This is a genomic window from Myroides sp. DF42-4-2 (assembly GCF_030326445.1).
Classification (GTDB): domain Bacteria; phylum Bacteroidota; class Bacteroidia; order Flavobacteriales; family Flavobacteriaceae; genus Flavobacterium.
In genome coordinates this window covers 14,790-38,016 of sequence record NZ_JACAKI010000023.1, presented here as the reverse complement: position 1 = coordinate 38,016, position 23,227 = coordinate 14,790, and the positions used below count along the sequence as shown (strand labels likewise).

At 38.9% G+C, this 23,227-nt stretch carries 17 protein-coding genes and 1 tRNA gene; 7 read left to right on the top strand and 11 right to left on the bottom strand.

Annotation, left to right across the window (positions count from 1 at the left end; all coding sequences use genetic code 11):
* The first annotated feature begins 44 nt into the window (after positions 1–44).
* The gene (locus HX062_RS14170; RefSeq protein WP_182628525.1) at positions 45–623 is read left to right on the top strand and encodes a TlpA family protein disulfide reductase; all 579 of its coding nucleotides are present in this window, start codon (positions 45–47) and stop codon (positions 621–623) included.
* Positions 624–739: 116 nt separating this feature from the next.
* On the opposite strand, the gene HX062_RS14165 is transcribed toward HX062_RS14170, so the two are convergent.
* Positions 740–1,117, bottom strand: a complete 378-nt coding sequence (locus HX062_RS14165; RefSeq protein ID WP_286467842.1) for a VOC family protein — start codon at positions 1,115–1,117, stop codon at positions 740–742.
* A gap of 211 nt (positions 1,118–1,328) precedes the next feature.
* Here HX062_RS14165 and HX062_RS14160 point away from each other — a divergent pair, with 211 nt between their 5' ends.
* The 3 genes from HX062_RS14160 to HX062_RS14150 all read left to right on the top strand — a co-directional run bounded on the left by HX062_RS14160 (position 1,329) and on the right by HX062_RS14150 (position 3,788).
* A complete protein-coding gene (locus HX062_RS14160; protein ID WP_286467841.1) occupies positions 1,329–1,568 on the top strand; it encodes a hypothetical protein in 240 nt (79 codons plus the stop codon).
* Between the two features lie 123 nt (positions 1,569–1,691).
* A complete protein-coding gene (locus tag HX062_RS14155; protein WP_182628522.1) occupies positions 1,692–2,555 on the top strand; it encodes a helix-turn-helix domain-containing protein in 864 nt (287 codons plus the stop codon).
* 48 nt (positions 2,556–2,603) lie between these two features.
* On the top strand, positions 2,604–3,788 hold the full coding sequence (locus tag HX062_RS14150) for a multidrug effflux MFS transporter (protein WP_182628545.1): 1,185 nt from the start codon (positions 2,604–2,606) through the stop codon (positions 3,786–3,788).
* Between the two features lie 315 nt (positions 3,789–4,103).
* On the opposite strand, the gene HX062_RS14145 is transcribed toward HX062_RS14150, so the two are convergent.
* Entirely contained in the window at positions 4,104–4,751 is a 648-nt protein-coding gene (locus HX062_RS14145; protein WP_286467840.1) for a hypothetical protein, read from the bottom strand.
* Between the two features lie 5 nt (positions 4,752–4,756).
* On the bottom strand, positions 4,757–5,098 hold the full coding sequence (locus HX062_RS14140; protein ID WP_182628520.1) for a hypothetical protein: 342 nt from the start codon (positions 5,096–5,098) through the stop codon (positions 4,757–4,759).
* Positions 5,099–5,322: 224 nt separating this feature from the next.
* Between HX062_RS14140 and HX062_RS14135 the strand changes: the two genes are divergently transcribed.
* Positions 5,323–5,961: a hypothetical protein gene (locus tag HX062_RS14135; protein WP_286467839.1), complete on the top strand. Its 639-nt coding sequence runs from the start codon at positions 5,323–5,325 to the stop codon at positions 5,959–5,961.
* A gap of 98 nt (positions 5,962–6,059) precedes the next feature.
* On the opposite strand, the gene HX062_RS14130 is transcribed toward HX062_RS14135, so the two are convergent.
* From HX062_RS14130 to HX062_RS14100, 7 genes are all read right to left on the bottom strand, one after another.
* Positions 6,060–6,133: transfer RNA gene (locus tag HX062_RS14130), tRNA-Arg, on the bottom strand.
* Between the two features lie 197 nt (positions 6,134–6,330).
* The gene (locus tag HX062_RS14125) at positions 6,331–8,262 is read right to left on the bottom strand and encodes an efflux RND transporter periplasmic adaptor subunit (RefSeq protein WP_286467838.1); all 1,932 of its coding nucleotides are present in this window, start codon (positions 8,260–8,262) and stop codon (positions 6,331–6,333) included.
* A gap of 10 nt (positions 8,263–8,272) precedes the next feature.
* A complete protein-coding gene (locus HX062_RS14120) occupies positions 8,273–9,730 on the bottom strand; it encodes a TolC family protein (RefSeq protein WP_286467837.1) in 1,458 nt (485 codons plus the stop codon).
* Positions 9,723–13,568, bottom strand: a complete 3,846-nt coding sequence (locus HX062_RS14115; RefSeq protein ID WP_286467836.1) for an efflux RND transporter permease subunit — start codon at positions 13,566–13,568, stop codon at positions 9,723–9,725. The genes HX062_RS14120 and HX062_RS14115 overlap by 8 nt, the downstream gene beginning before the upstream one ends.
* Positions 13,569–13,834: 266 nt before the next feature.
* Positions 13,835–14,254 (bottom strand): hypothetical protein, encoded by a 420-nt coding sequence (locus tag HX062_RS14110; protein ID WP_286467835.1) that lies wholly within the window; start codon positions 14,252–14,254, stop codon positions 13,835–13,837.
* A 93-nt stretch (positions 14,255–14,347) separates the two neighbouring features.
* Positions 14,348–15,202 carry a hypothetical protein gene (locus HX062_RS14105; RefSeq protein WP_286467834.1) on the bottom strand — a complete coding sequence of 285 codons (855 nt, stop codon included), beginning with the start codon at positions 15,200–15,202 and terminating at the stop codon, positions 14,348–14,350.
* Positions 15,203–15,642: 440 nt separating this feature from the next.
* Positions 15,643–16,737: a lipase family protein gene (locus tag HX062_RS14100; protein WP_182628513.1), complete on the bottom strand. Its 1,095-nt coding sequence runs from the start codon at positions 16,735–16,737 to the stop codon at positions 15,643–15,645.
* A 227-nt stretch (positions 16,738–16,964) separates the two neighbouring features.
* Between HX062_RS14100 and HX062_RS14095 the strand changes: the two genes are divergently transcribed.
* Entirely contained in the window at positions 16,965–17,573 is a 609-nt protein-coding gene (locus tag HX062_RS14095; protein ID WP_182628512.1) for a hypothetical protein, read from the top strand.
* Positions 17,574–17,852: 279 nt separating this feature from the next.
* Positions 17,853–20,039, top strand: coding sequence for a glutamine synthetase III family protein (locus HX062_RS14090; RefSeq protein ID WP_182628511.1), 2,187 nt, complete (start codon positions 17,853–17,855; stop codon positions 20,037–20,039).
* 92 nt (positions 20,040–20,131) lie between these two features.
* Here HX062_RS14090 and HX062_RS14085 read toward each other — a convergent pair whose 3' ends face one another.
* Positions 20,132–23,227, bottom strand: a complete 3,096-nt coding sequence (locus HX062_RS14085) for an efflux RND transporter permease subunit (RefSeq protein ID WP_286467832.1) — start codon at positions 23,225–23,227, stop codon at positions 20,132–20,134.

Sequence of the window (23,227 nt, the reverse complement as noted above, 5' to 3'; positions counted from 1 at the left end):
TATTTGGCAATATGGGTATATATTTATGCTAAATAAAATTAGGTATGTTTAATAAAGGAGAAAAAAAGAAGAAAGGTTGGATTGGAAACGCAGTTTTCCTCCTAATTCTTTTTGTGGTGCTATTTACTCCCTTGGGTACTACGTTTAAGGTATGGATAAACCAACTATTGGCGATGAGTCCTAGTTTGGAGAAACAAGAAGATGTTGAGCAAGTAAGTTTAGAGGGATGGACTTTATTAGACGAAGAAGGACGGGTATTTGATATTGCTAGTACAAAGGGAAAAGTGGTTATTCTCAACTTTTGGGCGACCTGGTGCCCGCCGTGTATAGCCGAAAAACCTAGTTTTCAAGCGTTATATAATGATTATAAAGACAGTGTTGTCTTTTTATTTGTCACATCGGATGATCCCAATAAAGTAAAAGCGTTCAAAGAAAAACACGGCTATAACCTGCCGTCCTATTTTCAACAAGACGGCCCACCAGCAGCACTGTATTCAACCTCCTTGCCTGCTTCTTATGTCATCGACAAAAAAGGAAATATTGTCGTAAAGAAATTTAGAGCGGCAGATTGGAATAGCTCCAAGTTTAGAGTGTCTTTAGATGAATTGATTCAAGCAAAATAATATAATGAGTCTTTGGTTTTCCAAAGACTTTTTTTGTAAGTACTAGGCGAATACCACTTGCCTTGACTCCGAGTTTTACCATCGTCTAACAACCAAGTGAAGCAGTAGGTAGATGCTTAAAGGCTATGGCCAATTCGCCAAAGCACACCAGACGGATCAATCAGCACAAATTCGCGCATATTCCATTGGCAATCCTCAGGGCTAGTTAGGGTTATGTCAAATTGGCTTTGTAAATCCAATTGGTTGAGGTGCTGATACCAATCGTCAGCATTGGCTACGTGTAAATGTAGCATATAATTATCGGCTAGGTCTTTTTCATAGAAATTCTGCAAGAAAATCTTGGTTTGCCCAAGTGCCAATAAACACAATTGGCCGTCTTGCCAAAGGATGTCAAACCCTAATTGCGTATAAAAATCAACTGAAATTTTAAAGTCCTTACAAGGAATAAAATTCTTGACTTCAAACGTTGTTAAATTTAGAGCGGATGTAGTCATAACTGCAATAATAAATGGGTAGATAAAGGTAGTTTATTTTGGAAAAACGATAGAAAAAAAAGAATCAACCAATTTTTTTTGTAGGGAAACAACAGCCTATTACTGCTGCTATTTTTGTAACTACTTTGTTTTTAGGTATTTATTTTATATTAAATAGGTTTTAGATTTTATTTTTCGTATCTTGTCTGTTTTGTAATTTAAATTTTAAAATATGACTTCAACTGAGATTTTTGAGCTAGATCATACTAGTCTTTGCGAATTAGTAGGGAAAAGGTTTATGGTTTCTTACAAAGAAGAACGCAATGGAAAAGTAGAAGCCGTGAGCCTCGATAAAAAACTTATTGCGCTAGACTACTCGGAAAAACAGCAAGTGAACCATTACATTTTTAGCAACGGCGTAGAGCACGTTAAAATTCCCTGTGCGAATTTAGTCACAATGACTCAATTATAAAGTGAAAGAAGATCCGTTAGCGGATCTTTTTTGTTTTTTATACTTTACCTTTGTCGAGATAGTTAACAACTTATGATTTAGCCCAAAAAGCCACTTCTGATCCGGGACTAATTTAATGTACAGATGAAGACAAAGAAAAAGGTAGTTCGCGTTCAACAACTCGATAAAGATATCCCCATCGAATTATATCGCATTGAAAAGAGTGTAGATCTTTTTGAGTACGAAGGACACTATCAATATGATTTTTATCAAATCTATTGGTTTACTGAAGTTTTGATTCCGCATAAGCAGGAAATAGACTTTGTTAGCTATCCTGTAATAGCGGGTGAAATTTGGATTATTTATCCCGGTCAAGTACATCATTTCGATCCGCGTTATAGTAGGGGGTATTGCCTTGCTATCGACAAGAACTACTTTCACAGCGTGTTGTTTAAAGAGGCAAAACTGCGATCCTTTATAGGGCATGGCCAACTGAAGTTTGCTGTTCCCTTTCACGATGGACAACGGTTAGAGTATTTGCATGTATTGATGGAGATAGAATTTAATTCCTTTAAACGACCTACCGTTTTAGAGCAATATCTGCAGCTGTATTTTATACATTTACAAGATCTTCCTTTGCTTTCACAACCCCATATGACCATGGATGATCGCGTCTATAAAATTTTGCAACTCATCGAAGAACACTATAGCACCCAGCAAAAAAATGAGTTTTACGCCGAGCAAGTATTTCTTTCGGTCAAGCGCATGAATGAGATTCTTTTTCGAGCGATAGGCAAGACATTAAAACAACAATTACAGGAGAGACTTTTATTAGAAGCCAAGCGATTAGTGGGGTATAGTGAAGATACCATCCAGCGTATCGCCCATGCGTTGCACTTCTCTGATGTCACCTATTTTAACCGCTTTTTTAAAAAACACACCCATCAAACGCCCAAAGATTTTCGAGAACAGGTGCAAAAAGTCCAAGATAAAGTCTCTTTTAGATAAGGTTTGCTTTTTGAAGGCAGCGTATTTTTGCCTCTTTAAGAAAAAATGATGAGTAAGTTAAAGAAACAGCAGTTTATCGTAGTGCTAATATTAGCCCTTTTGTCTGCGTTAGAGCCTTTTAGTATTGATTTGTATTTGCCAGGATTTTTAAAAATGGCCCAATACTATCAAACCGATTTGAAATCCATTCAGTTTTCCATTTCCACCTTTTTAGCGGGCTTCGCTATAGGTCAATTGTTTTGGGGAATTATTTCCGATAAGTATGGTCGTAAATGGCCGACAATACTCTCTTTGTTGTTATTTATAGCGGCGACAGTCGCCTGTATTTATGCCCAAACAATTGAGCAATTTTGGGTGGCACGCTTCTTTCAAGCCTTTGCGGGATGTGCAGGTGTTGTTATTGCAAGAGCTATTGTCAATGAATACTTTGAACAGGATGATACGATGCGTATATTCTCCCTTTTAGCGATTATTGCTGGAGTGGCTCCCATTATCGGACCTGTAGCTGGAAATTTCTTAGTTTCTCATTTCAACTGGCAATCCACCTTTGTCACCCTCTTTGTCTTAGGTGTTATTTCTCTACTCCTCGTCGTCTTGTTTTTACCTGAAACCAAAAAGAAAACGACTGTGGTTCAAAAACGCAATCTTATACAAGATTTTAAGGAGATATTGCAGGTCAAAACCTTTTTAAAATACACACTGATCGGCAGTGTAACGTATAGTATTTTAATGATTTACTTGGCCAATGCGCCCTATTTGATTATGGAGTACGGCCAATTGTCTTCCGCCACTTTTAGCTATATCTTCGCCTTTAATGCTGTGGGATTAATGCTTGGCGCTTGGGTGTCAAGTGCTTTTACTCGTTGGTGGTCAATTCGTCAGATTATCTTGTATACGACGATCTTTGGACTAGGAGTAAGCCTCGTTTTCTTAGTGTTTTGTATCCTACAACAACCCATTGAATGGCTGTTGATTCCGCTATTTTTTATGGTATTAACCTTGGGAGTTTTATTCCCCGCAACAACTAAATTAGCCCTAGAACCCTTTGTGGAAACGAGCGGTTCGGCTTCCGCTTTGTTGGGTTCTTTACAGTTATTGTTGACTTTTGTCCTCTCTGCAGTAACAAATTTGATTCCCGTAGATTTATTACTTCTAACAGGATTGGCGCTATTTGTTTGCCATGTGTTGTACCTGGCTTGTTATATAATTAAGGAGGAAAAGACGAATGGATAATAGGATAAACACAAAAGAGCTATTGTACATAGGTAGAGCAATAATATTGATGAAAGAGGCTTCTATTGATTATTCTCAATGTAGGAGAAAAAGAGGAACTAGAGGTAGATAAATTAAGGATAATGCGGTCTCGGAAACTATACCTATGTGATTGGGGTGTTGTTTGTAGTCCTTGTATGCAGTTGTTTTTCTACTATTTATCAGAAGTTAAAGAGAAATGCTTTACCTAGACTAGAATGCTTAAATTGCAATAATAAAAACACCTCAATCATTGAATTACTGAGGTGTTTTTATTATTAAACTTATTTGTTAATACTAGTATGGGCAAGGATTATTTAAAGTAACTAATTCATGATAAATGGCGTTGTTTCTAATAACTTGATATTGAATTTGGTTAAGATATCCAGGTTGATTTCTATTATCTCTATCATACAACGCTAAAGATTCTATAGTTGAATTTATAGTTACTGGAATTATATCACAGTTGGTCCCATTCTTTTTTAATGGGTTATATTGACATAGTTTAAATCCTTGAAATTTAATATCATTAAAAAATACGTAGGGAGGTACCTCATTACAAAATTGAGGATAATAGTGAGTAAAAGGTGAAGAATCTCCATGCCACCATCTGAATTCTTTATAATATAATTCTTCTAAATAATCGCAATAATTGTGAATCACATACTTGTTATGAGGGGTTTGAGATTCAATACAGTAAGGGAAGGTAATATTGTCTCCCATTGTATATTGGGAAAACCTTACAAATTGATGGGGCTCTAAGGTAATAGGATCTAATGAAAAACGATAAACTATTGTATCTTCAGGGATAGGGGAATAATGCATTAACTGTATGGCGTAAAAAGTTTTAGGACAATCTGAATTGTTTCGAATTTCTAGTATCCTAGTAGCAAAACTGGTTTGTGAAAAAACACAAATAAACAATAAAACTAAAAATTTTCTCATGGCTATTAAGAATTATGGATTTCTAAATATTTAGCTAAGGCATACGATATAATGTCTTCCATAGAAGAATATCCACCGTAGTTAGGTTCTCCTATTCTAATTAAAAATGCTTTAGCAAGGTCTAAACTTGTTTGAGTAGATAAAAAATCATTTTGACTAATTTCTAGTTTGACATATTGCATATACCTGTTTTCGAATGCTAAATATTCAGCACTTTGTTTAATACTGGTATAATCCAGTTCAGTTTTTAAGAGATCATCTTTTACGGTCTCTTTGTTTTCAGCATCGTTACTGCAGCTAATAGCAAAAAACATACAACCTATCGCTGGGAATAAGATTTTTTTCATAATACATGAATTTTAAATTGATTTAACCTAAATTTAATATATTTTTTTTGATTAAACTTACAGTTTTAATGTATTATTTGTTAATATATGACATATGTATTGTGTGCTTGTTTTTTTAAGGTTTGAGAGCATAGTTTTTCTTATGATAGCTAAGATGATCGTAAGCCGTAAATTAATTCAAAATAATTGCGTATTTTCATTCCAAACTATTCAATGCACTTCGAATGAGAAAGTACTACGTACCAGGTATGATTACGCCGCTGTTTTTGCCTTTATTGGGGTATTTCTACATCCAACAAACGATAGCGACTCGTGACTATAGGGGAGTGGATGTTTTTTTGGAAGATGCGGGTTTTTACGATTGTTTTGGTGGAGGTCCATTTGAAGGTGTTGTATTTGAGTCGGTTGAGTTTACAGGAGATCCTAAACTAGATCAAATACTTTTACTCGAAGCAAAGCGCAAAATAGAAGAGATTATTTCTCGAGACGATAAAAAAAATGGACTCGTATTTACTTTCGGAACTGTTCCATACGGAACCTATATAAAAGTTTTAAATCTTGTTGATCCTTACAAGAGAAATGTATTTGTGTATTCGGATAGCATTAAGTTTTCAAATGATAAAAACTTGCTTGATCTTCAATTGCAAAAAGAGAAGACGAAGGAAATGTTTTTACAAGTAGCATTAGAAAATGGCGAAATAGAAGTGGAAAAGGAAGTAGATAAAGTTGCGATTGTACTCGATCGGATGGGAAACTATACCTATGTAATTGGAGGACTATTCGTCCTTCTTGCTTTTTGTTGTTTTTCTGCTACTTATCGACTTAAAAAGGAAAGAAAATACCAAGACCAGAATGGGAAATAGTATGACTATAGAGAGTTTTTTGAGTCTAATTTTAGTGTGAAATAATAGTTTGTATTGATTTTGATAAAAAAAGCCTTCGATTTTTCGAAGGCTTTTTGTGATCCAATCAGGATTCGAACCTGAGACCTACTGCTTAGAAGGCAGTTGCTCTATCCAGCTGAGCTATTGGACCATTAAATCATGGATGATTTAAACACCATCAAAAGAAATAGTAGTGATACTTTCTCATTTTGATGGTGCAAATATATTCTATTTTTTACAGAAACACCAAGGATAATCGCATAAAAATGAAAATAATAGAATAACTAATTGAAAATTAGAAATTTGTCTATGCTCAGTTTGTAGCTATTTTCTGGGTTCCAGCTTTATTTAGCGGTCATATTGACAACAACTGTGTAAACTGTTGTAGGTTTTGTCTTGGGCTTTGTCTAACGCAGTGTCATGTCCTGCAGCAGCAATCGCTTTACTGACTTTCTTTTGATCGGTTTTTGCAGGGTCAAAGTTGAGGTGAAGTACTTTTCCATGGACATCCCATGTGGCTGTTGAAACCCCCGCTACCGCTTTGGCAGCGGTTTCAATGCGTTCCTTACACATTGCGCAATTTCCTTTAACCGTTAACATGGCATGTCCTTGCTGCTCCTGTTTGTGGCCTTGCTTGTGATGTTCTTGCTGTGTTGCTTTACCCTTAGTTGTTGCAGCTGCTTGATGATCTCCGTGTTTTGTGTGGTCTGTTGTGTTGGGTTTCATTGGAGCACGATCGTATAAACAACAAGGAGGTAAATCCTTATACACTTGATCTGGTGCTTGATCTAATGCCGTATCATGTCCAGCTTGAGCAACGGCTTTGCTGATTTTGTTTTGATCTGTTTTCGATGAATCGAAGTTTAGATGCAACAGTTGATCTTTGGAATTCCAGGTAGCACCAACTACTCCAGGAACGGCTTTGGCCGCTTTTTCTATACGGGCTTTACACATATCACAATTACCGTGAACGACAAACATGGCATGTGCCTCGTGTTCAGCTTTTGCTATGGTTGGCGTATCGTTATTCATCATGCTGGGTTTACCCTCAAGTTGAGCACTAGAATCTACGGTAAACACCCCTCTTGTTACAATCTCTTCTCCATCTTCTAATCCTGAGGCAACAATATAGTGATCGCCTAAAGAAGGTCCCAATACAATTTCTCTCATCTTAAAAGCTGGCGTAGTTGTATGGGGTTGTTTGACGTATATTACGGAGCGTTTCCCCGTCCATAAAACGGCTGATTTAGGTATTGTCAGCTGTTGGTTTTCCTTGGCGCGAATGGGCGATTTAATACTTGCTGTAGCATACATCTCAGGCTTTAATGCCTGATCTTTGTTGTCCGTTTCTACGCGTATTTTAGCCGTGCGCGAGGTCGCATCAATAATGGGATTAATAAAAGATATTTTTCCTTGATACACTTTTCCAGGAATACTTTGCAAAGTGTACTCTAATAGGTCTCCTTCTTTTAAAAATGGTAAATCGCCTTCATAAGCCTCAAAAATAGCCCACAGCTTGGTCATGTTTGAAATGCTGTATAAAACAGATCCTTGGTTGATATAATCTCCTTGATTGACGTTTTTAGCCGTTACGATTCCACTTGTATTAGCTGTAATACTCACATAAGGCGATACTTTTCCCGTTGAAAGGACTTTGTTGATCTGCCCCTCCGACATTTTCCATAAGCGCAACTTCTCTTTTGCCGCATCCAACAACATCGGTTGGAAGTCGGTGAGTTTTTGCGCCTCTAAAAGCTCTTGTTGAGCGTTGAGTAAATCAGGGGAATATATCGTTGCAATTAATTGCCCTTGTTTGACGGATTCTCCTGTAAAATTAATGTACAACTTCTCAATACGCCCATTGACGTGTGAGGTTTGGGATTGTTGTAAACGTTCATCTACTTGAATGGTTCCGTATAATTGGATGTCCTTTATGGCCTCCTGTCGACCCACGACAGTAGTTTGTATATTGGCTAAAGCAATGGCCTCTTTAGACATTTGAATAGCGTCATCATCAATCGCCTCATCTCCACCACCTGAGGATTTTAGCGGAATTAAATCCATGGCACATAAGGGACATTTGCCTGGTTTGTCCATTTTAATTTGTGGATGCATGGAACACGTCCATACAACTGCAGCTTCTTCGGTAGGCGCGGCTTCTCCATTGTGCTCATGTGTGGCAGATCCACCAAAAACCAACCACCCTAAAAGAAGTCCAACCAATAAAATAGCTCCGTATTTTACTGTGTTATTTTTAATTATATCTTTAAATGTACTCATTGTCTGTGTTTTATAAATCGTTAGTAGTCGCAGTGATATTCTCAATGGAGGCTACAAGTGTATTGTAGTTCGCAATAGCTTCTGCTTTTTTCAGCTGGTAGTCGAGCAATTGACGTTGTACTTGAATCACATTGGTCAAATCGCTTTTTCCCGTTACAAATTCTTTGACAATTAGGTTGAATGTCGTTTCTGCCAAAGTCGTTTGTTTTTCCAATAAGGTGATCGTACGCTCTGTGTCTTCCACCTGATTTTTAAAGCTGTAGTACGAAGCGAGTAGGGTATTATAGGTATCCTTGTACTTGGCTTCACTCGATTGCCACCACTTTTTACCTTCTTCTTGCTGGGCTTTGTATTTTTTTCTAAATACGGGGAGTGAAAGTGTGACCATGGGCATAATCATATCTTTTCCATTCATATTGCCCATTGCCAGCATGGGATCATTGGTTTTTCCAATAATCATATACTGCACACCGAGTCCCAGCATTGGATAACTCATTTTGCGATCCATTTCCGCTTTGGCTTGGTAGGCCAATCCTTCTTCGGTCAGCATAGCCAACATCGGGTTATTGGTTTCTATTGCGGTTTGAACCTCTTCATCTGTCATGAAAAAAGGCACTTTTTCAATTTGTTTAGGAACCGTAACAACAGCTTGTGCTTCCTGGTCAAGTAAGGCATTGAACTTGATTTTTTCCGCTTTGATTTGCGCCTGTAAGCTCTCGATTGTATTCTCAACTTCGATGGTTTCTAGGCGAATGCGCAAAACATCAGACATGCCGGATCCGCCACTACTGCCTCCCATATTGGACATCGCACTGCTGCTCGCGTTTGCTGGGGTAGGGGTAGTAGCCACTGCAGAAGAACCGCCCATCGCCATTCCCCCCATACTCGATCCTGTGGAAGTAGCGGTACTACTCGTTGGGGATACTGTACTAGCCATGCTGTTAGAAGCAGTTGCTCCAGAAGGAGAGGAAAATTTCTGTATAGCCAATTGTTCCAATTGCTCTAACAGTTTTTTATTTTGTTGGGCATTGTGGACTTGTTGTTGTAATTTTTGTAAGACGTACCACTGGGTGTGTACTTGTAAAATTACGGACTCTTTTACCTCTCTGTATTGTTGCATTTGCATACTAGCCATGTGATTGGCTTCTTTTTTGGCTGATTTTTTTGTTCCAAACCAAGGCAACATCTGCATTAAGGTAAGATCGCCAATTTGTCTTCCCCCTACGATATCCATAGGTTTGGTATAAAATCCCATCGACAATTCAGGGTCTTCAAAGGCTCCTGCTTGTGGAATTTTTTCTAGGAATGCTTCGTATGCCAAACGCTGGGCCTGCACGCCTGGATTGCGTTCAAGGGCTATCTGGGTGTAATAGCCCAGAGAATCCACAGGCGTTTCTTGTGCCCAAAGCGGTGAAATAGAGGTGGAAACCCCTAGTAAAACAAAGAGCACTGTATATAACTTATTCATTTGTAGCAATTTTTTTATTAGACTTCTGTTCTTTTTTGATGGCCCATTCACGCCACCAACATTGGAATACCGGAACGACAAACATCGTCATGGATTGGATGAGCATCCCACCAAAGGTTGGAATCGCCATCGGAATCATAATTTCAGCCCCTTTTCCGGTGGAGGTCATAACGGGTAGCAAGGCAATTAAAGCCGTTGCCGTAGTCATTGCTGCTGGTCGAACTCTCTTTAGTCCAGCGTAAACTACAGCCTCGCGAATCTCGTCTTTGGTCTTGGGATCTCTAGCTTCAAACGTATCGTGAATATAGGTTCCCATCAGTACCCCGTCATTGGTTGCTAAACCAAAGAGGGCAATGAATCCCACCCAAACGGCAATACTGAGGTTAATGCTGTGCATTTGGAATAAATCCCGCATATTCATATCACCAATTGAGAAGTTCATAAACCAAGGTTGTCCATACAGCCACAACAAGATGAAACCACCTGCAAAGGCTACAAATACCCCTGAGAAATGAATCAAAGAGGCCGTGATGGTTTTGAACTGGAAGTACAAAATCAAGAGAATTGCCAATAAACTCATCGGAACAACGTATAGTAAGCGTTGAGCCGCGCGTTCTTGTTGTTGGTAATTTCCCGCAAAAGTATATGTCACTCCTTTTGGCAAGGTCAATTCACCCGATTCTATTTTCGATTTTAGTATTTTATCTGCTTCGCGTACTACGTCAACTTCAGCTTTTCCACTAATTTTATCAAAAATTACATAGCCTAACAAGAAGGTATTTTCACTTTGAATCATCTGAGATCCTTTGGCATAGGCAATATCGGCAACATCACTAAGTGGGATTTGAATACCAGTTCCTGTTGGGATTAAAAGCTTGGCCAATGCTTCGGGATTGTCTCTCAATTCACGTGGATAGCGCAAGCGAACAGGGAAGCGTTCACGCCCTTCAACCGTAGTTGTTAATTGCATACCACCAACTGCTGCGCCTAAGACTTCTTGTAGATCAGCAACGGTAATGCCATAACGCGCCATATTGGTTCTGTTTAGGTGTATTTCTACATAAGGAGCACCTACAGCTCTATCGTAGAAAACAGTCGACGGCATAATAGAAGGAATGTCTTTGAGCGCCGTTTCCAATGCTTTACCTCCTTCTTCAATCGATTCTAGATCAGGACCTGAAACTTTTAATCCCATAGGCGCACGCATACCCGTTGACAGCATAACCAAACGCGCTTCAATAGGTTGTAATTTTGGTGCTGAAGTTAGGCCAGGAATATGGGAAACGTTGACGATTTGTTGCCATATATCCTCCGGACTCTTAATTTCTGGACGCCATTGTCTGAAGAACTTTCCATTCTTATCTGGAATCAAGCTGTCTCTCGAAATCTGACGATAGCCGTTGGATACGTGATAGGTAGAGCCGTCGATCAACTCAAAATCGCCGTTTTTCGCAACTTTAAATCGCTCGCGATGTCCCTCTTCATTTAAGAAATATTCGGGTTTATAGTTGATGGTGTTTTCAAACATTTGAGTAGGAGCAGGGTCAAGGGCAGAGTTCACACGTCCCCATTTACCAATGGTCAGTTCTACTTCCGGAATATGTTGAATGCGTTTGTCTAATGTTCGGATAAAGTTTAAGTTTTGCTCAATTCCCGTGTGAGGCATACTCGTAGGCATGAGTAAAAACGAACCCTCGTTTAAGCTCGGCATAAATTCTTCCCCTATACCAGGAAAGGTTTGGGAAGATTTTTCCCAAAACGCCGTTTCTCTAAATGATTTCCAACCAACGCTTTCGAAGCCTTTAGCAACAAATCCAAACGATGTGTTGAATCCCAGCCAAGCCACCAGACCTAAAATAACAGTGAGAATAGGGATGGACATGAACTTCCAACGATTGGCTAATGCCCAGCGCAAGATCTGTTCATAGTAAATAACGAGGGTCCACAAAATGGCTAGAATACTGCCTATGGCGAGAATAACAAAAACAAAGTTTAAACCTGTATGGGCTTGTGTACCCAATGGAAGCCATTCGATGGCTAAGTAGTAAACAGCTACAAACAAGGTGATGCCCACATTGATGTAGTTCGCTGTTTTTTCATTTCTCCATTTAGGGGTGTAGAGGTTGTTGATTCCCACAAAGGTTAAAGCAATGGCGGTAAAAATACCTGTATAGATCCACAAGGCAATTCCCAATACACACAGGATGTAATTGGCAATTTTGCGCACTTTTGCTTTATTTATTTTGATAGAGTAAATATAGTAGGCCAGTGTGGGCAAGATGATAAGTCCTAGTAGAAAAGCAGATACCAAAGCAAATGTTTTGGTATAGGCTAAGGGCTTAAACAATTTTCCTTCTTGAGCTTCCATGGCGAACACAGGCAAGAAACTGATAATTGTGGTTAACATTGCCGTAGATAGGGCACCAGACACCTCAGAAACGGCCTTAACGATCAGGTTGGCAAAGGCTTTTCCTTTACTTTCTACCCCCCGGGCCCGTTCCTCTTCCATGTAGCGAATGATGCTTTCAACAAAGACGACCCCCACATCGACCATAACACCAATGGCGATAGCAATACCTGATAAGGCTACAATATTGGCCTCAATCCCCATGTAACGCATGATGATAAAAGTGGCCAGTACACCAATAGGCAAAATACTGGAAATAATAATGGAAGCACGTAAATTGATCACCAATACAATCACAACGATAATACAAATGAGTATTTCGTGTGCCAAGGCTGTCTCTAGGGTGCCAATGGTTTCTTTAATTAAACCCGAACGATCGTAAAAAGGAACAACTGTTACTTTGGAAATCGTTCCATCTGCTAGTGTTTTTTGTGGAAGACCAGCTTCCATGGCGGCAATTTTATCTTTTACATTGTCAATAACTTGCATAGGATTAGCGCCATAACGGGCCACAACAACTCCTCCAACAGCTTCAATGCCCTCTTTGTCTAAACCACCCCTGCGCGTAGCAGGACCTAAATTGACGAAAGCGACATCTTTTATTTTTACAGGCGTATTATTGCGCACTGTAACGACAGCATCTTCTAAATCTTGAATGCTCTTGATATATCCCAATCCGCGAACAAGGTATTCTGCTTGGTTAATCTCTATGGTTTCAGCCCCGATATCGAGGTTGCTCTTCTGAATCGCCCCCATAATATCCATAATGGAAACATTATAGGCACGCATAGCGTCGGGTTTTACTTCTACCTGATATTCTTTGACATAACCTCCAATAGAAGCTACTTCAGAGACACCTTCGGCAGAAGCTAAGCTGTATTTGGCATAGAAATCTTGAATCGTACGCAATTCATCAGGATCCCACCCCCCTGTAGGTTCGCCCGTTTGAGGGTTTCTCCCTTCTAAGGTATACCAATAAACCTGCCCTAAAGCCGTAGCATCAGGACCTAATGTTGGGATCACTCCTTCGGGTAAAGTCCCCGCAGGTAATGAATTTAATTTTTCTAAGATGCGAGATCTACTCCAATAAAATTCGACGTCTTCTTCAAAGATGACATAGATAAACGACATTCCAAACATCGAACTACTGCGGATCGTTTTTACTCCTGGAACGCCTAATAACGAAGTGGTTAAAGGGTAGGTAACTTGTTCTTGAATGTCTTTAGGGGATCGTCCCATCCATTCTGTGGCAACAATCTGCTGATTCTCACCAATGTCAGGAATGGCATCTACGGGAACTGGATCGCTTGGCAAAAGATTTTGATGCCAAGTAAATGGGGCTGTAATTAGTCCCCATACAATAACGATAATTAGGATCATGATCGTAATTAATCGATTATGTAGAAAATACTTAATGATTTTATTAAGCATATGGATGTTTTTAAAGTGTTAATGATACGCGATAAGAAACACCGACGGCGTCGCATATAGTCCCAATAAAGGAGGCGATCACTACCGTCTATCCTATTAAAGGTAAGGAAAAAATAAATACAACGGATTGATTTCAATACAGTTGTATGGCTTTATTCCTTTTAAGGATAGCCGGCTGTGTTTCTAAATAAAGGGTAATGGGCGAAGTAAGTCTCGAAAGGTCATAAGAAAGACACAAGAGGAAAAGACTTACAAGGCAAACGCGATCATATGCGATAAATACAAATGTAGGAAAGCCGGTCTATGGCATCGAATTTGAAACCATCAACGGCAATAGGGGTAGGGTAGGCGGTAAATGATACTGATTTTAAATCGGTCAGGTAGTTGGAATTAAACCACTTTGCCTGTATAGCCGCTTTTTTTCCTTTAGCTTCAGGGGCTGCTTCTGTTTGCTCTACTTGTAGATCTATGTGAACCGTATTGATACGGGCCATTGGAGAACAGCACAACATGTCAGCCATACTCTGATGACTACTTTCGGCATCAGTGGCACAACACGGTAGAGTGTCTTCCTCCATCTCCATACAACTCGACATAACCATCTCGTTACAGTTCCAACTGATGATTGGATTAGCTGTAACAAGTACGGATAACGACAGTACAAGTATGGATAAATATTTTTTCATGATCTATTATTGTAGGTAACAGTTTTGCACCTGAGAGACAAAGATATAAAAAAAAATTAACGGTCAACCGTTTGTAGTTAACCGTTTAATCATTTAACCAACGTTATATCGGATCACGGCGTTATTTCTAGAGGATCTCGCACTATTAAAAAACTGAGATAAGGTATAAGGTGTGCGCTTTTTTTCACAAGTTTTCGCAATTTCTTCCATTGAGTTTGGAGAGAAAAGGAGCAATTCCAATGATTTTAAGAAGCGCTCTTTCTTTTGGTAATCCAGTAAGGTATCGCCAAAAAAGTAAATGAAATTTTCTTCAAAATCTTCAGGAGATAACTGTTGTTGTTGTAAAAGAGAAAGTAGTTTTATATCATGGGCTGTTTCAGATTCTAGTAGCGTGTTATAAATGCAAAGGTGTTTGTTTTTATCTTTGAGGTAATAATTAAAATCGAGCAGAAGATCTTCGAGTTGAGTGTCTATTTTTAGATAAAAGAGATTCACTGTATACTCTCTGTTTTCCGAAATGTGTATGGTTCCTACTAAGGCACACATTTGTTTGCTTCGGTCTAAACAATTGAACGAAATACTGCTGTAGCTATTGGCGGGTTGGTTGCTGAATTTTTCCTTTATTTCTTGCTGAACAGCGCAGCGTATTTTCCTTTGTTTGTCCAATTTTATTTTCGAAAAATCAATTTCTCGTATTAATTCTTGACTTTCATTTAAGGTAAGAGAAAAAGGAGTGCTATAGGTAATTTTATCTTCGCTTTTTTGAAGTTGTGCATAGTTGATATGCAGTAGTGCTTCAAATAAAGTCGATGTCATTGCTTTAAAATTATTATAGTGATAATGTTGAAAAGCAAGGGAGTTCAAGTTGCCATAAGGAGTAATCTTAACAAAATGCCGTACAAAGTGGGTTAGTTTACTTTGTACTTCTTCAAATAATTCGAGTTTCATAAGGTTTGCTAGTGTTGTTGAGTTGTTGGAGAATTACATCAATAATATTAATGCAATTCCAATGCTAGTTTAGTTAGAATTTAGCAAGAATCCAAATCTAATAGTGTTAATATGTTGGTTTATAGGTGTTAAAATTATGGTATTACTTATGCGTTTTATCTTTATATTAGAGAAAAGTTGTTTTTGTTTAGCGTTTAAAATTGGATATTACTTTATAATTTAAAGAATTATTAAATTAAATTTTTTTTTGCATTTGTTTGTAAAAATGTGAAAAACTTAATTTTTGCTTAATATAGGTAACAAAAATAGAGATTAAGTTAGGTGATTTTTTTTGAACTTGCTCAGTCAATGCGATTTGAACTCTTTTATTTCTTGGTTTAATAGGGCTATTTCTCCTTCTAGAGAGAAAATACTCGTACAAAAGCAAACAAATCGAAGGCTTATTTTTCGATTTGTTGTGCTATTAAATACAAATAGGCATTGGGTAAATGATGGGACATGATGTTGTCAGATTGATTGAATTGATTTTGATAGGTTGGATCTTGTAATCCATCGAGCACAATAGGGGTTCCACATCTGCTGTAGTTGCTTTCCTGTCGGTACTGTGGCTCTTGTAATTCAGGAAGTGATTTTTGAATTTCCTTAAATAAAAATGGGCCTAGTAGTTTTGCATAGCGCCTTACACTTTTCTTGGTCGGTGTACTCACGCGATTGTATATACCACGGGCAAACCAGCGTTTGGGCCAGCTAATTTTTTTCATGCTTTTGTCGATGTTTTCTCTGCTAAACGGGCTAATGGGGTTAAAATCTTGCAGGCGTTGGGTTGTTGGAGGAACTTCGGGCACCCAATCTTGGGTGTTGATAAGCGAATAGCTCCATTGATGCATGGTTTTTTCATATTGATAGGCAAAATATGCATTCCCTGGCTTTGGCGCAGCAAGCGTATACGTTTTGAACTGGATGTCTCGTGGCAGGGTGTTTTCCTTTTGCCATTGTTTGAGTTGGGCCGTTATTAAATAAGCTATTACTCCCCCTTGACTATGACCTGAAATGATAATTTCCTTTGTGTTGGCGCGATATAAACTGTCTATTTTGGGTTTTATGTCTTGCAATAAGTAAAGAGAAGCAATTGTCCATCCTGCGTGAACACTAGCTTTGTCGTCTTCCGAAAAGCGATAGTTGACCAAGTGTTCGGGTGTCAATGCAATTGTTCCTTGAGCGGGCAGCATGGCAGCGTAGTAATTAGCGAGCCAACTTATTCCTTTATTGACCGAACCGCGAATAACTACCTCTGCCACTTTCGTTTCTTCTTGGTAATAAAGCCCCCATTTATTGGTTAAGCCCATTTCTGGCGATCGATAAATATTCTTATACTGCGTCAGCAAGTGGAGGGAATCACTTGCATATGGTTTGTGAATGTCTTCTGCTAAATACAAGCTGTTTTTGATTTCTCGTAAATCCGCTACTGGTTGAAGATGCTGTGCTAAGGAAACACAACCTATAAAGAGCAGACAAATACACGCGAATTTTTTCATAACTTTATTCTGAATTTGAAATAATTATCCCATAAAAATAAGAGATTGACGCGAAGAAAAACGTTTTTTGTAGATTTGTTTTTTTTATTTGATAAAAGAATCTTAGCTTTAATGATAGAAAGAGAATCTTTTCGTCATAAAAAGACGGGGAATGCTAAAAATGTCTTAATAAAGGATTCTGCTTGTAAATTAAACGATACATTTGAAAAAAGGAAAAAGGCAATTTTATGAAAAAAATGATGTTATTATGTGCTGTGGTTTTGGGGAGTTTATTTACAGTAAGCTGTGAAGGACCACGTGGACCACAAGGGCCTCAAGGACCAAATGGAGGCTATGAACCAGCTAACGTATTTGAGTATCACTTGAGCTTCAATCAAAATCTAAATGCAAATATCGCAGGACAAACGGTAAAACATCCTACCAAAGTCTATTTTGGAGACGCACTTATGGTTTTTGTATTTGAAGGAATAGATAAGAAGAATAATAGTCCTATATGGTCACCCTTGCCAATTCGCTATTTTGTAGAGGATACAGCAACAAATAAAGATGAGGAGTTAGAGTACATCTACCGATACGGCTTGGATGACTTTACTATCGAAGCTCGTGCAACTGCGCCTCTAGGTTTGTTTAATGGAACTCCAGGGAAAGATGATGATCCAGGATTTGTAACGGATATGATTTTTAGAGTCGTGTATATTGCCGGGAAAGATCCAGTGCAAAAGAGCGCTAGTGTGAAACAAGGTGCAAATACGAATCCAATAGAAAAACCAATGAGCTACGAAGAAGTGCTTATAAAGTATGACTTAACGAAGTCTCCAGTAAAGAAAATGTACTAAAAATAAATAAAAGATAAAGCGATAGTGAATTTCACTATCGCTTTTTTTTATGGTGATATATAATGGAGATGGAATTCTGAAACGAAGGATTAGTACATCACACACCAAAACAAATCTAAATTAGGTGACTTAGGTGTGGGAAAAACGGTGGGTAGTAAAAAAAAATAAGTAGAAATAAAAAAAAATGAGCAAAAAACTAGGGGGTGTGTGTTGGTTTTTTGTGTTTTTTATTATTTTTGCATAGTCAAAACAGGGGGTGTCCCTTAAAAAAGTGTAATTATGTCAACATTTCGTTTTCGAGCAATTGAAAAAGCAGCCTCAAGGAGCGCTGTGAAGGTAGAAGAACTGGGTAGAAAATCATTAATATTTGGAGATCATGTCTTTAATGACAAGTCGATGCGCCAATTTTTGACTCCTGAGGCTTATCAGGCGGTTAAAAATGCGCAATTGGGCATTAAGATTGATCGTCGCTTAGCTGATTACATCGCATTGGGGATGAAAGAGTGGGCGCTTTCAAAAGGAGTAACTCATTATACACACTGGTTTCAGCCTTTAACGGGAACAACGGCAGAAAAACACGATGCGTTTTTTGAGACACAATTTGACGGTGATCCAGTAGAGCAATTTAATGGAGGTCAATTGGTACAACAAGAACCGGATGCATCGAGTTTTCCGAATGGAGGCATCCGAAATACATTTGAAGCGAGAGGCTATACGGCTTGGGATCCTACATCTCCAGCGTTCATCTTTGGTTCTACGTTGTGTATCCCAACGGTATTTATTTCTTATACAGGGGAAGCGTTAGATAATAAAACACCGCTTTTAAAAGCGATCAACGCTATTGACGATGCTGCAACAGAAGTAGCGCGTTATTTTGATAAAAACGTAAAAAAAGTAACCCCAACATTGGGTTGGGAGCAAGAATATTTCTTAGTCGATGCGGCTTTAGCTGCTTCGCGTCCTGATATCTTAACTACTGGGCGCACTTTATTAGGGCATACGGCTGCGAAAGGACAACAGTTAGATGATCACTATTTTGGCTCTATTCCTACGCGCGTATTGAACTATATGCACGATCTAGAAAATCACTGTATTTTATTGGGAATTCCTGTAAAAACAAGACATAACGAAGTAGCGCCTAACCAGTTTGAACTAGCGCCTATTTTCGAAGAAATCAATTTAGCTGTAGATCACAACTCCTTATTGATGGATGTAATGAAAAAAGTAGCGGAAAAACACCATTTCAAAGTGTTGTTTCACGAAAAGCCATTTAAAGGAGTGAACGGATCAGGAAAACACAACAACTGGTCTTTAGCTACTGATACCGGGGTGAACCTATTAAGCCCTAGTAAAACACCAAAGAGCAATTTACAGTTTTTAACCTTCTTTATCAATACAATTAAAGCAGTAAACGACAACGAAGAGCTTTTGCGCTCTGCGATTGCCTCTGCGAGTAACGATCACCGTTTAGGAGCTAACGAAGCGCCTCCAGCTATTATGTCCGTGTTTATCGGACAGCAACTGACCAAAGTGTTAGAGGAGTTGAAAGAAGTAACGGACGGTAAATTATCCCCTGAAGAAAAGACCGACTTGAAGTTGAATGTTGTAGGGAAAATTCCAGACGTATTGTTGGATAATACCGATCGTAACCGTACATCGCCTTTTGCTTTCACAGGAAATAAATGGGAATTTAGAGCAGTTGGATCAACGGCAAACTGTGCGGGTCCGATGACTGTTTTAAATACAATTGTAGCGAAACAACTCAAAGAGTTTAAAATAGCAGTGGATGGATTGGTTGAGCAAGGGGGATTGAAAAAAGACGAAGCTATTTTCAATGTATTGCGCGAATACATCAAAGAAAGTGAACGCATTTTATTTGAAGGTGATGGCTATAGCAAAGAATGGGAAGAGGAAGCAGCAAAACGCGGCTTGAGTAACCATAAAACAACGCCAGAAGCGTTAAAAGCAAAAGTATATCCAGCGTCAATTGCTGTGTTTGAAGAAATGCAAGTAATGTCAAAAGTTGAGGTTGAAGCACGTTATGAAATTGAACTAGAAGAATACGTAAAGCGCATTCAAATCGAAGGACGCGTTTTGGGAGATATCGCTAAGAATCACGTAATTCCTACTGCAATTAAGTACCAAAATTCAGTGATTGAGAACGTAAAAGGATTAAAAGAAATTTTTGGAGACGAAGCATACAAAGAATACGCGGCTGAACAATTGCACATCTTGAAAAAAATATCCTACCACATCGCACAAATAAACTTAAAAGTTGCGGAAATGGTAGATCAACGCAAATTGGCGAATGCCGTTGAAGATGTAGAAGAACAGGCTAAAATGTACTGTCACGTGGTAAAACCTTATTTCGATATTATCCGTTACCACAGTGATAAATTAGAAATGATGGTCGACAACGAATTGTGGACTTTGACGAAATACCGCGAATTGTTGTTCACAAATTAATAAATTGGAGCCCCAAATGGTGGTTCATCAATCAAATAAATAAAAAAAGCTTGAGTTTAAACTCAAGCTTTTTTTTATAGTGCTAATTCTTATTATTTTCCTTCCTCTTTGTTTTTATACGCCCAGTAAAACACCTGAGGTAAAATTGTAAAGGCTAAGATCATTCCGATGATGAGTCCCCCTACAATCATAATGGCTAAGGGTTTCTGTATTTCGGAGCCCATTCCGTTCGACAAGGCGGCTGGAAGTAAGCCCATAGACCCCATCAAGGCAATCATAATAACGGGTCTGATACGACTTTTTACGCCATCTCGAATAGCTTCTTCTAATGACATTCGCTTCTTGAGGTTTTCTTTCATCACACCAATGAGGACGATTCCGTCTATGGTGGATACCCCAAATAAGATAATGAATCCAATTCCGGCAGAGATTCCGAATGTTGTACCTGTAACCCAAAGGGAGATAAATCCACCAATAAAGGCAAAGGGCAAGGTCAACGAAGCAATTGCGGTATCTTTAACATTGCCAAAGTTGAAGTAAAGTAAAATTAGAATTAAGACTAAGGATACAGGAACCACTAGGATTAACTGTTTAGCGGCTCTTTCCTTGCTTTCAAATTCTCCTGCCCATTCCATTTTATTGATGGAAGGTAGGTGTACTTCTTTTTCTACTTTTGCTCTAGCTTCTGCAATGGTACTGCCCAAATCGCGTCCTTCAATACTGAATCCAATGCCGATATAACGGCTATTGCCCTCGCGATAGATGAATGCAGGCCCGGTGTGGTAATCAATGGTTGCAATCTCCTTTAAAGGCACTTGCTTGCCGTCTAAACTCGGAATTAGAATATCGCCAATTTTTTCTGCCGAATCTCTGTACTCTTTTTCGAAACGCAACACCACGTCAAACATGCGCTCGTTTTCGTAAAAGGTTGTTGCTGCTTGTCCGCCTATGGTCATTGCAATTACTGCTTGTGCATCTGCTGTGGTAACGGCGTATTTGGCCATTTTCGAATCACTCAAGGAAATGCGCAATTCGGGTAGACCGATATTTTTGAATATGTTTAAGTCTGTAATTCCAGGGACATCCTTGATGCTTTGAGCAACTTCTGTTGCGTATTTTTCTAGGTCGAAGAGATTGTCTCCAAAGATTTTAATTACCAACGAACTCTTAACTCCTGCAACGTATTCTTCGACGTTGTCTTGAATAGGTTGGCTAAACCCGAAATTGATTCCAGGGTATTTTTCTAGGGAAACGCGCATTTCCTCTAGTAATTCATCCTTGGAAATATGGCGTTTCCAGTCGTTTTCAGGTTTGAGCTGTGTATGAAATTCAATGTTGAAGAATCCCGTGGGATCCGTTCCATCATTTGGTCGTCCTGTTTGAGTTAACACGAATTCTACCTCGTCAAAATCACGCAATAACCCTTTCATTTCTTTAGCTAATCGCACGGATTCATCTAGGTTGATGCTGCTAGGTAAGGTGGCGCGAATATAGATGGCACCTTCGTTTAGCTTTGGTAAAAACTCGGATCCATAGTAATGGAATCGCACACCACAAACAACGAGGATTAAGCCAAATAAGGCGAATGTAAGCTTTTTGTGGTAGAAGCTCCAATTGAACATTTTGTAAATCGAGGTTTTAAAGAATCTCGAGATGAAGTTTTCTCTTTCCTCAATGTTTTTAGTCAACAAGAGTTTACACATGGCTGGTACATAGGTCAAACTCAAGATTAGAGAACCTAACAAGGCATAACCCAAAGTAAACGCTAGAGGGGAGAACATTTTTCCTTCTACTTTTTCAAAGGAGAAGATGGGCATTAGAGCAACAATTAAAATGAGGAGGGCAAAGAAAATATAGCCAGCAACTCCACTAGCACTTTTTCGAATGGTTCCTAATTTGGACATTTTATTAAAGCGCTTCATGCCGACGATTTGTGCTTTTTTCTCCAGTCCCACAAAGACGTGTTCAACAATAACGAGGGTACCTTCGAGCAGTAACCCAAAATCTAAGGCTCCCATAGAGATCAGATTGGCAGGGAGTCCCTGTATCTTCAACATAATGATTGCGAATAAGAAGGAAAGAGGGATTACCGTGGCTACGATAAAGGTAGTACGCCAGTTATACAAGAAAATAAAGACGATTACCGATACAAGTAAAACCCCTTCAATAAGGTTTTTAGTTACGGTATGTACCGTTGTATTGACTAAATCCGTTCGATCAATAATCGGAACTATTTTTACATTTTTCGGTAAAATACGGTCGTTAAGGTCGTCTATTTTTGTGCGTAATTTGCTGATGACCTCGCTTGGATTTTCTCCTCTCAGCATAACGACAATGCCTTGTACGACATCGTCCTCGTCTTGAAAGCTCACTTGGCCCAATCGCGGTTTGGCATTTACTTCTACTTTGGCTACGTGTTTCACCAAAATAGGGGTATTGCCTTTTACCTCAATGAGGATATTCTCGATGTCTTCGATATTGTCTAATAGACCTACACCGCGCACAACATAGGCTTGGTCTCCACGTTGAATTACGTCACCACCTACGTTGATGTTGCTCTTTTCTACGGCTTCATAAACATCCAAAGGCGATAAACCGTAGTTCACCAGCTCCGTTGGGTTAATTTGAATTTCAAATATTTTTTCTTCACCACCAAAACTAACCACATCGGCTACTCCAGGTACCGCTAATAATTCTCTTTCAATTACCCAGTCTTGGATTGATGTAACTTCCTTGATGGGTAAATCACTTTGAATGATATAGCGGAAAATCTCTCCTGTTGCTCCAGAAGGTGGTTCAATTTCAAAATCAGCTCCATCGGGTAGGTTGACGTTTCCCATGCGGTTTGACGCGTATTGTTGGGCGTAAAAATCGTCAATCTCATCGTTAAAGATTACCGTTACAACGGATAATCCAAAGAGGGAGATAGAGCGAACTTCCGCTTTATTGGGAATCGTATTCATCTCCTTTGAAATAGGGAGGGTGATAAATTTTTCAATTTCCTCTGCACTTCGTCCTGGCCATTGCGTAATGATGCGGGCACGGGTATTGGTTACATCGGGAAAAGCCTCAATAGGCGTATGAATATAGCTGTAGATTCCACCAAATACCAATAACAACACGCCAAAAAGAACGATGAAGGTGTTTTTTAGGGAAAAAGCTACAATATTTTTGACAAATTTTTGCAT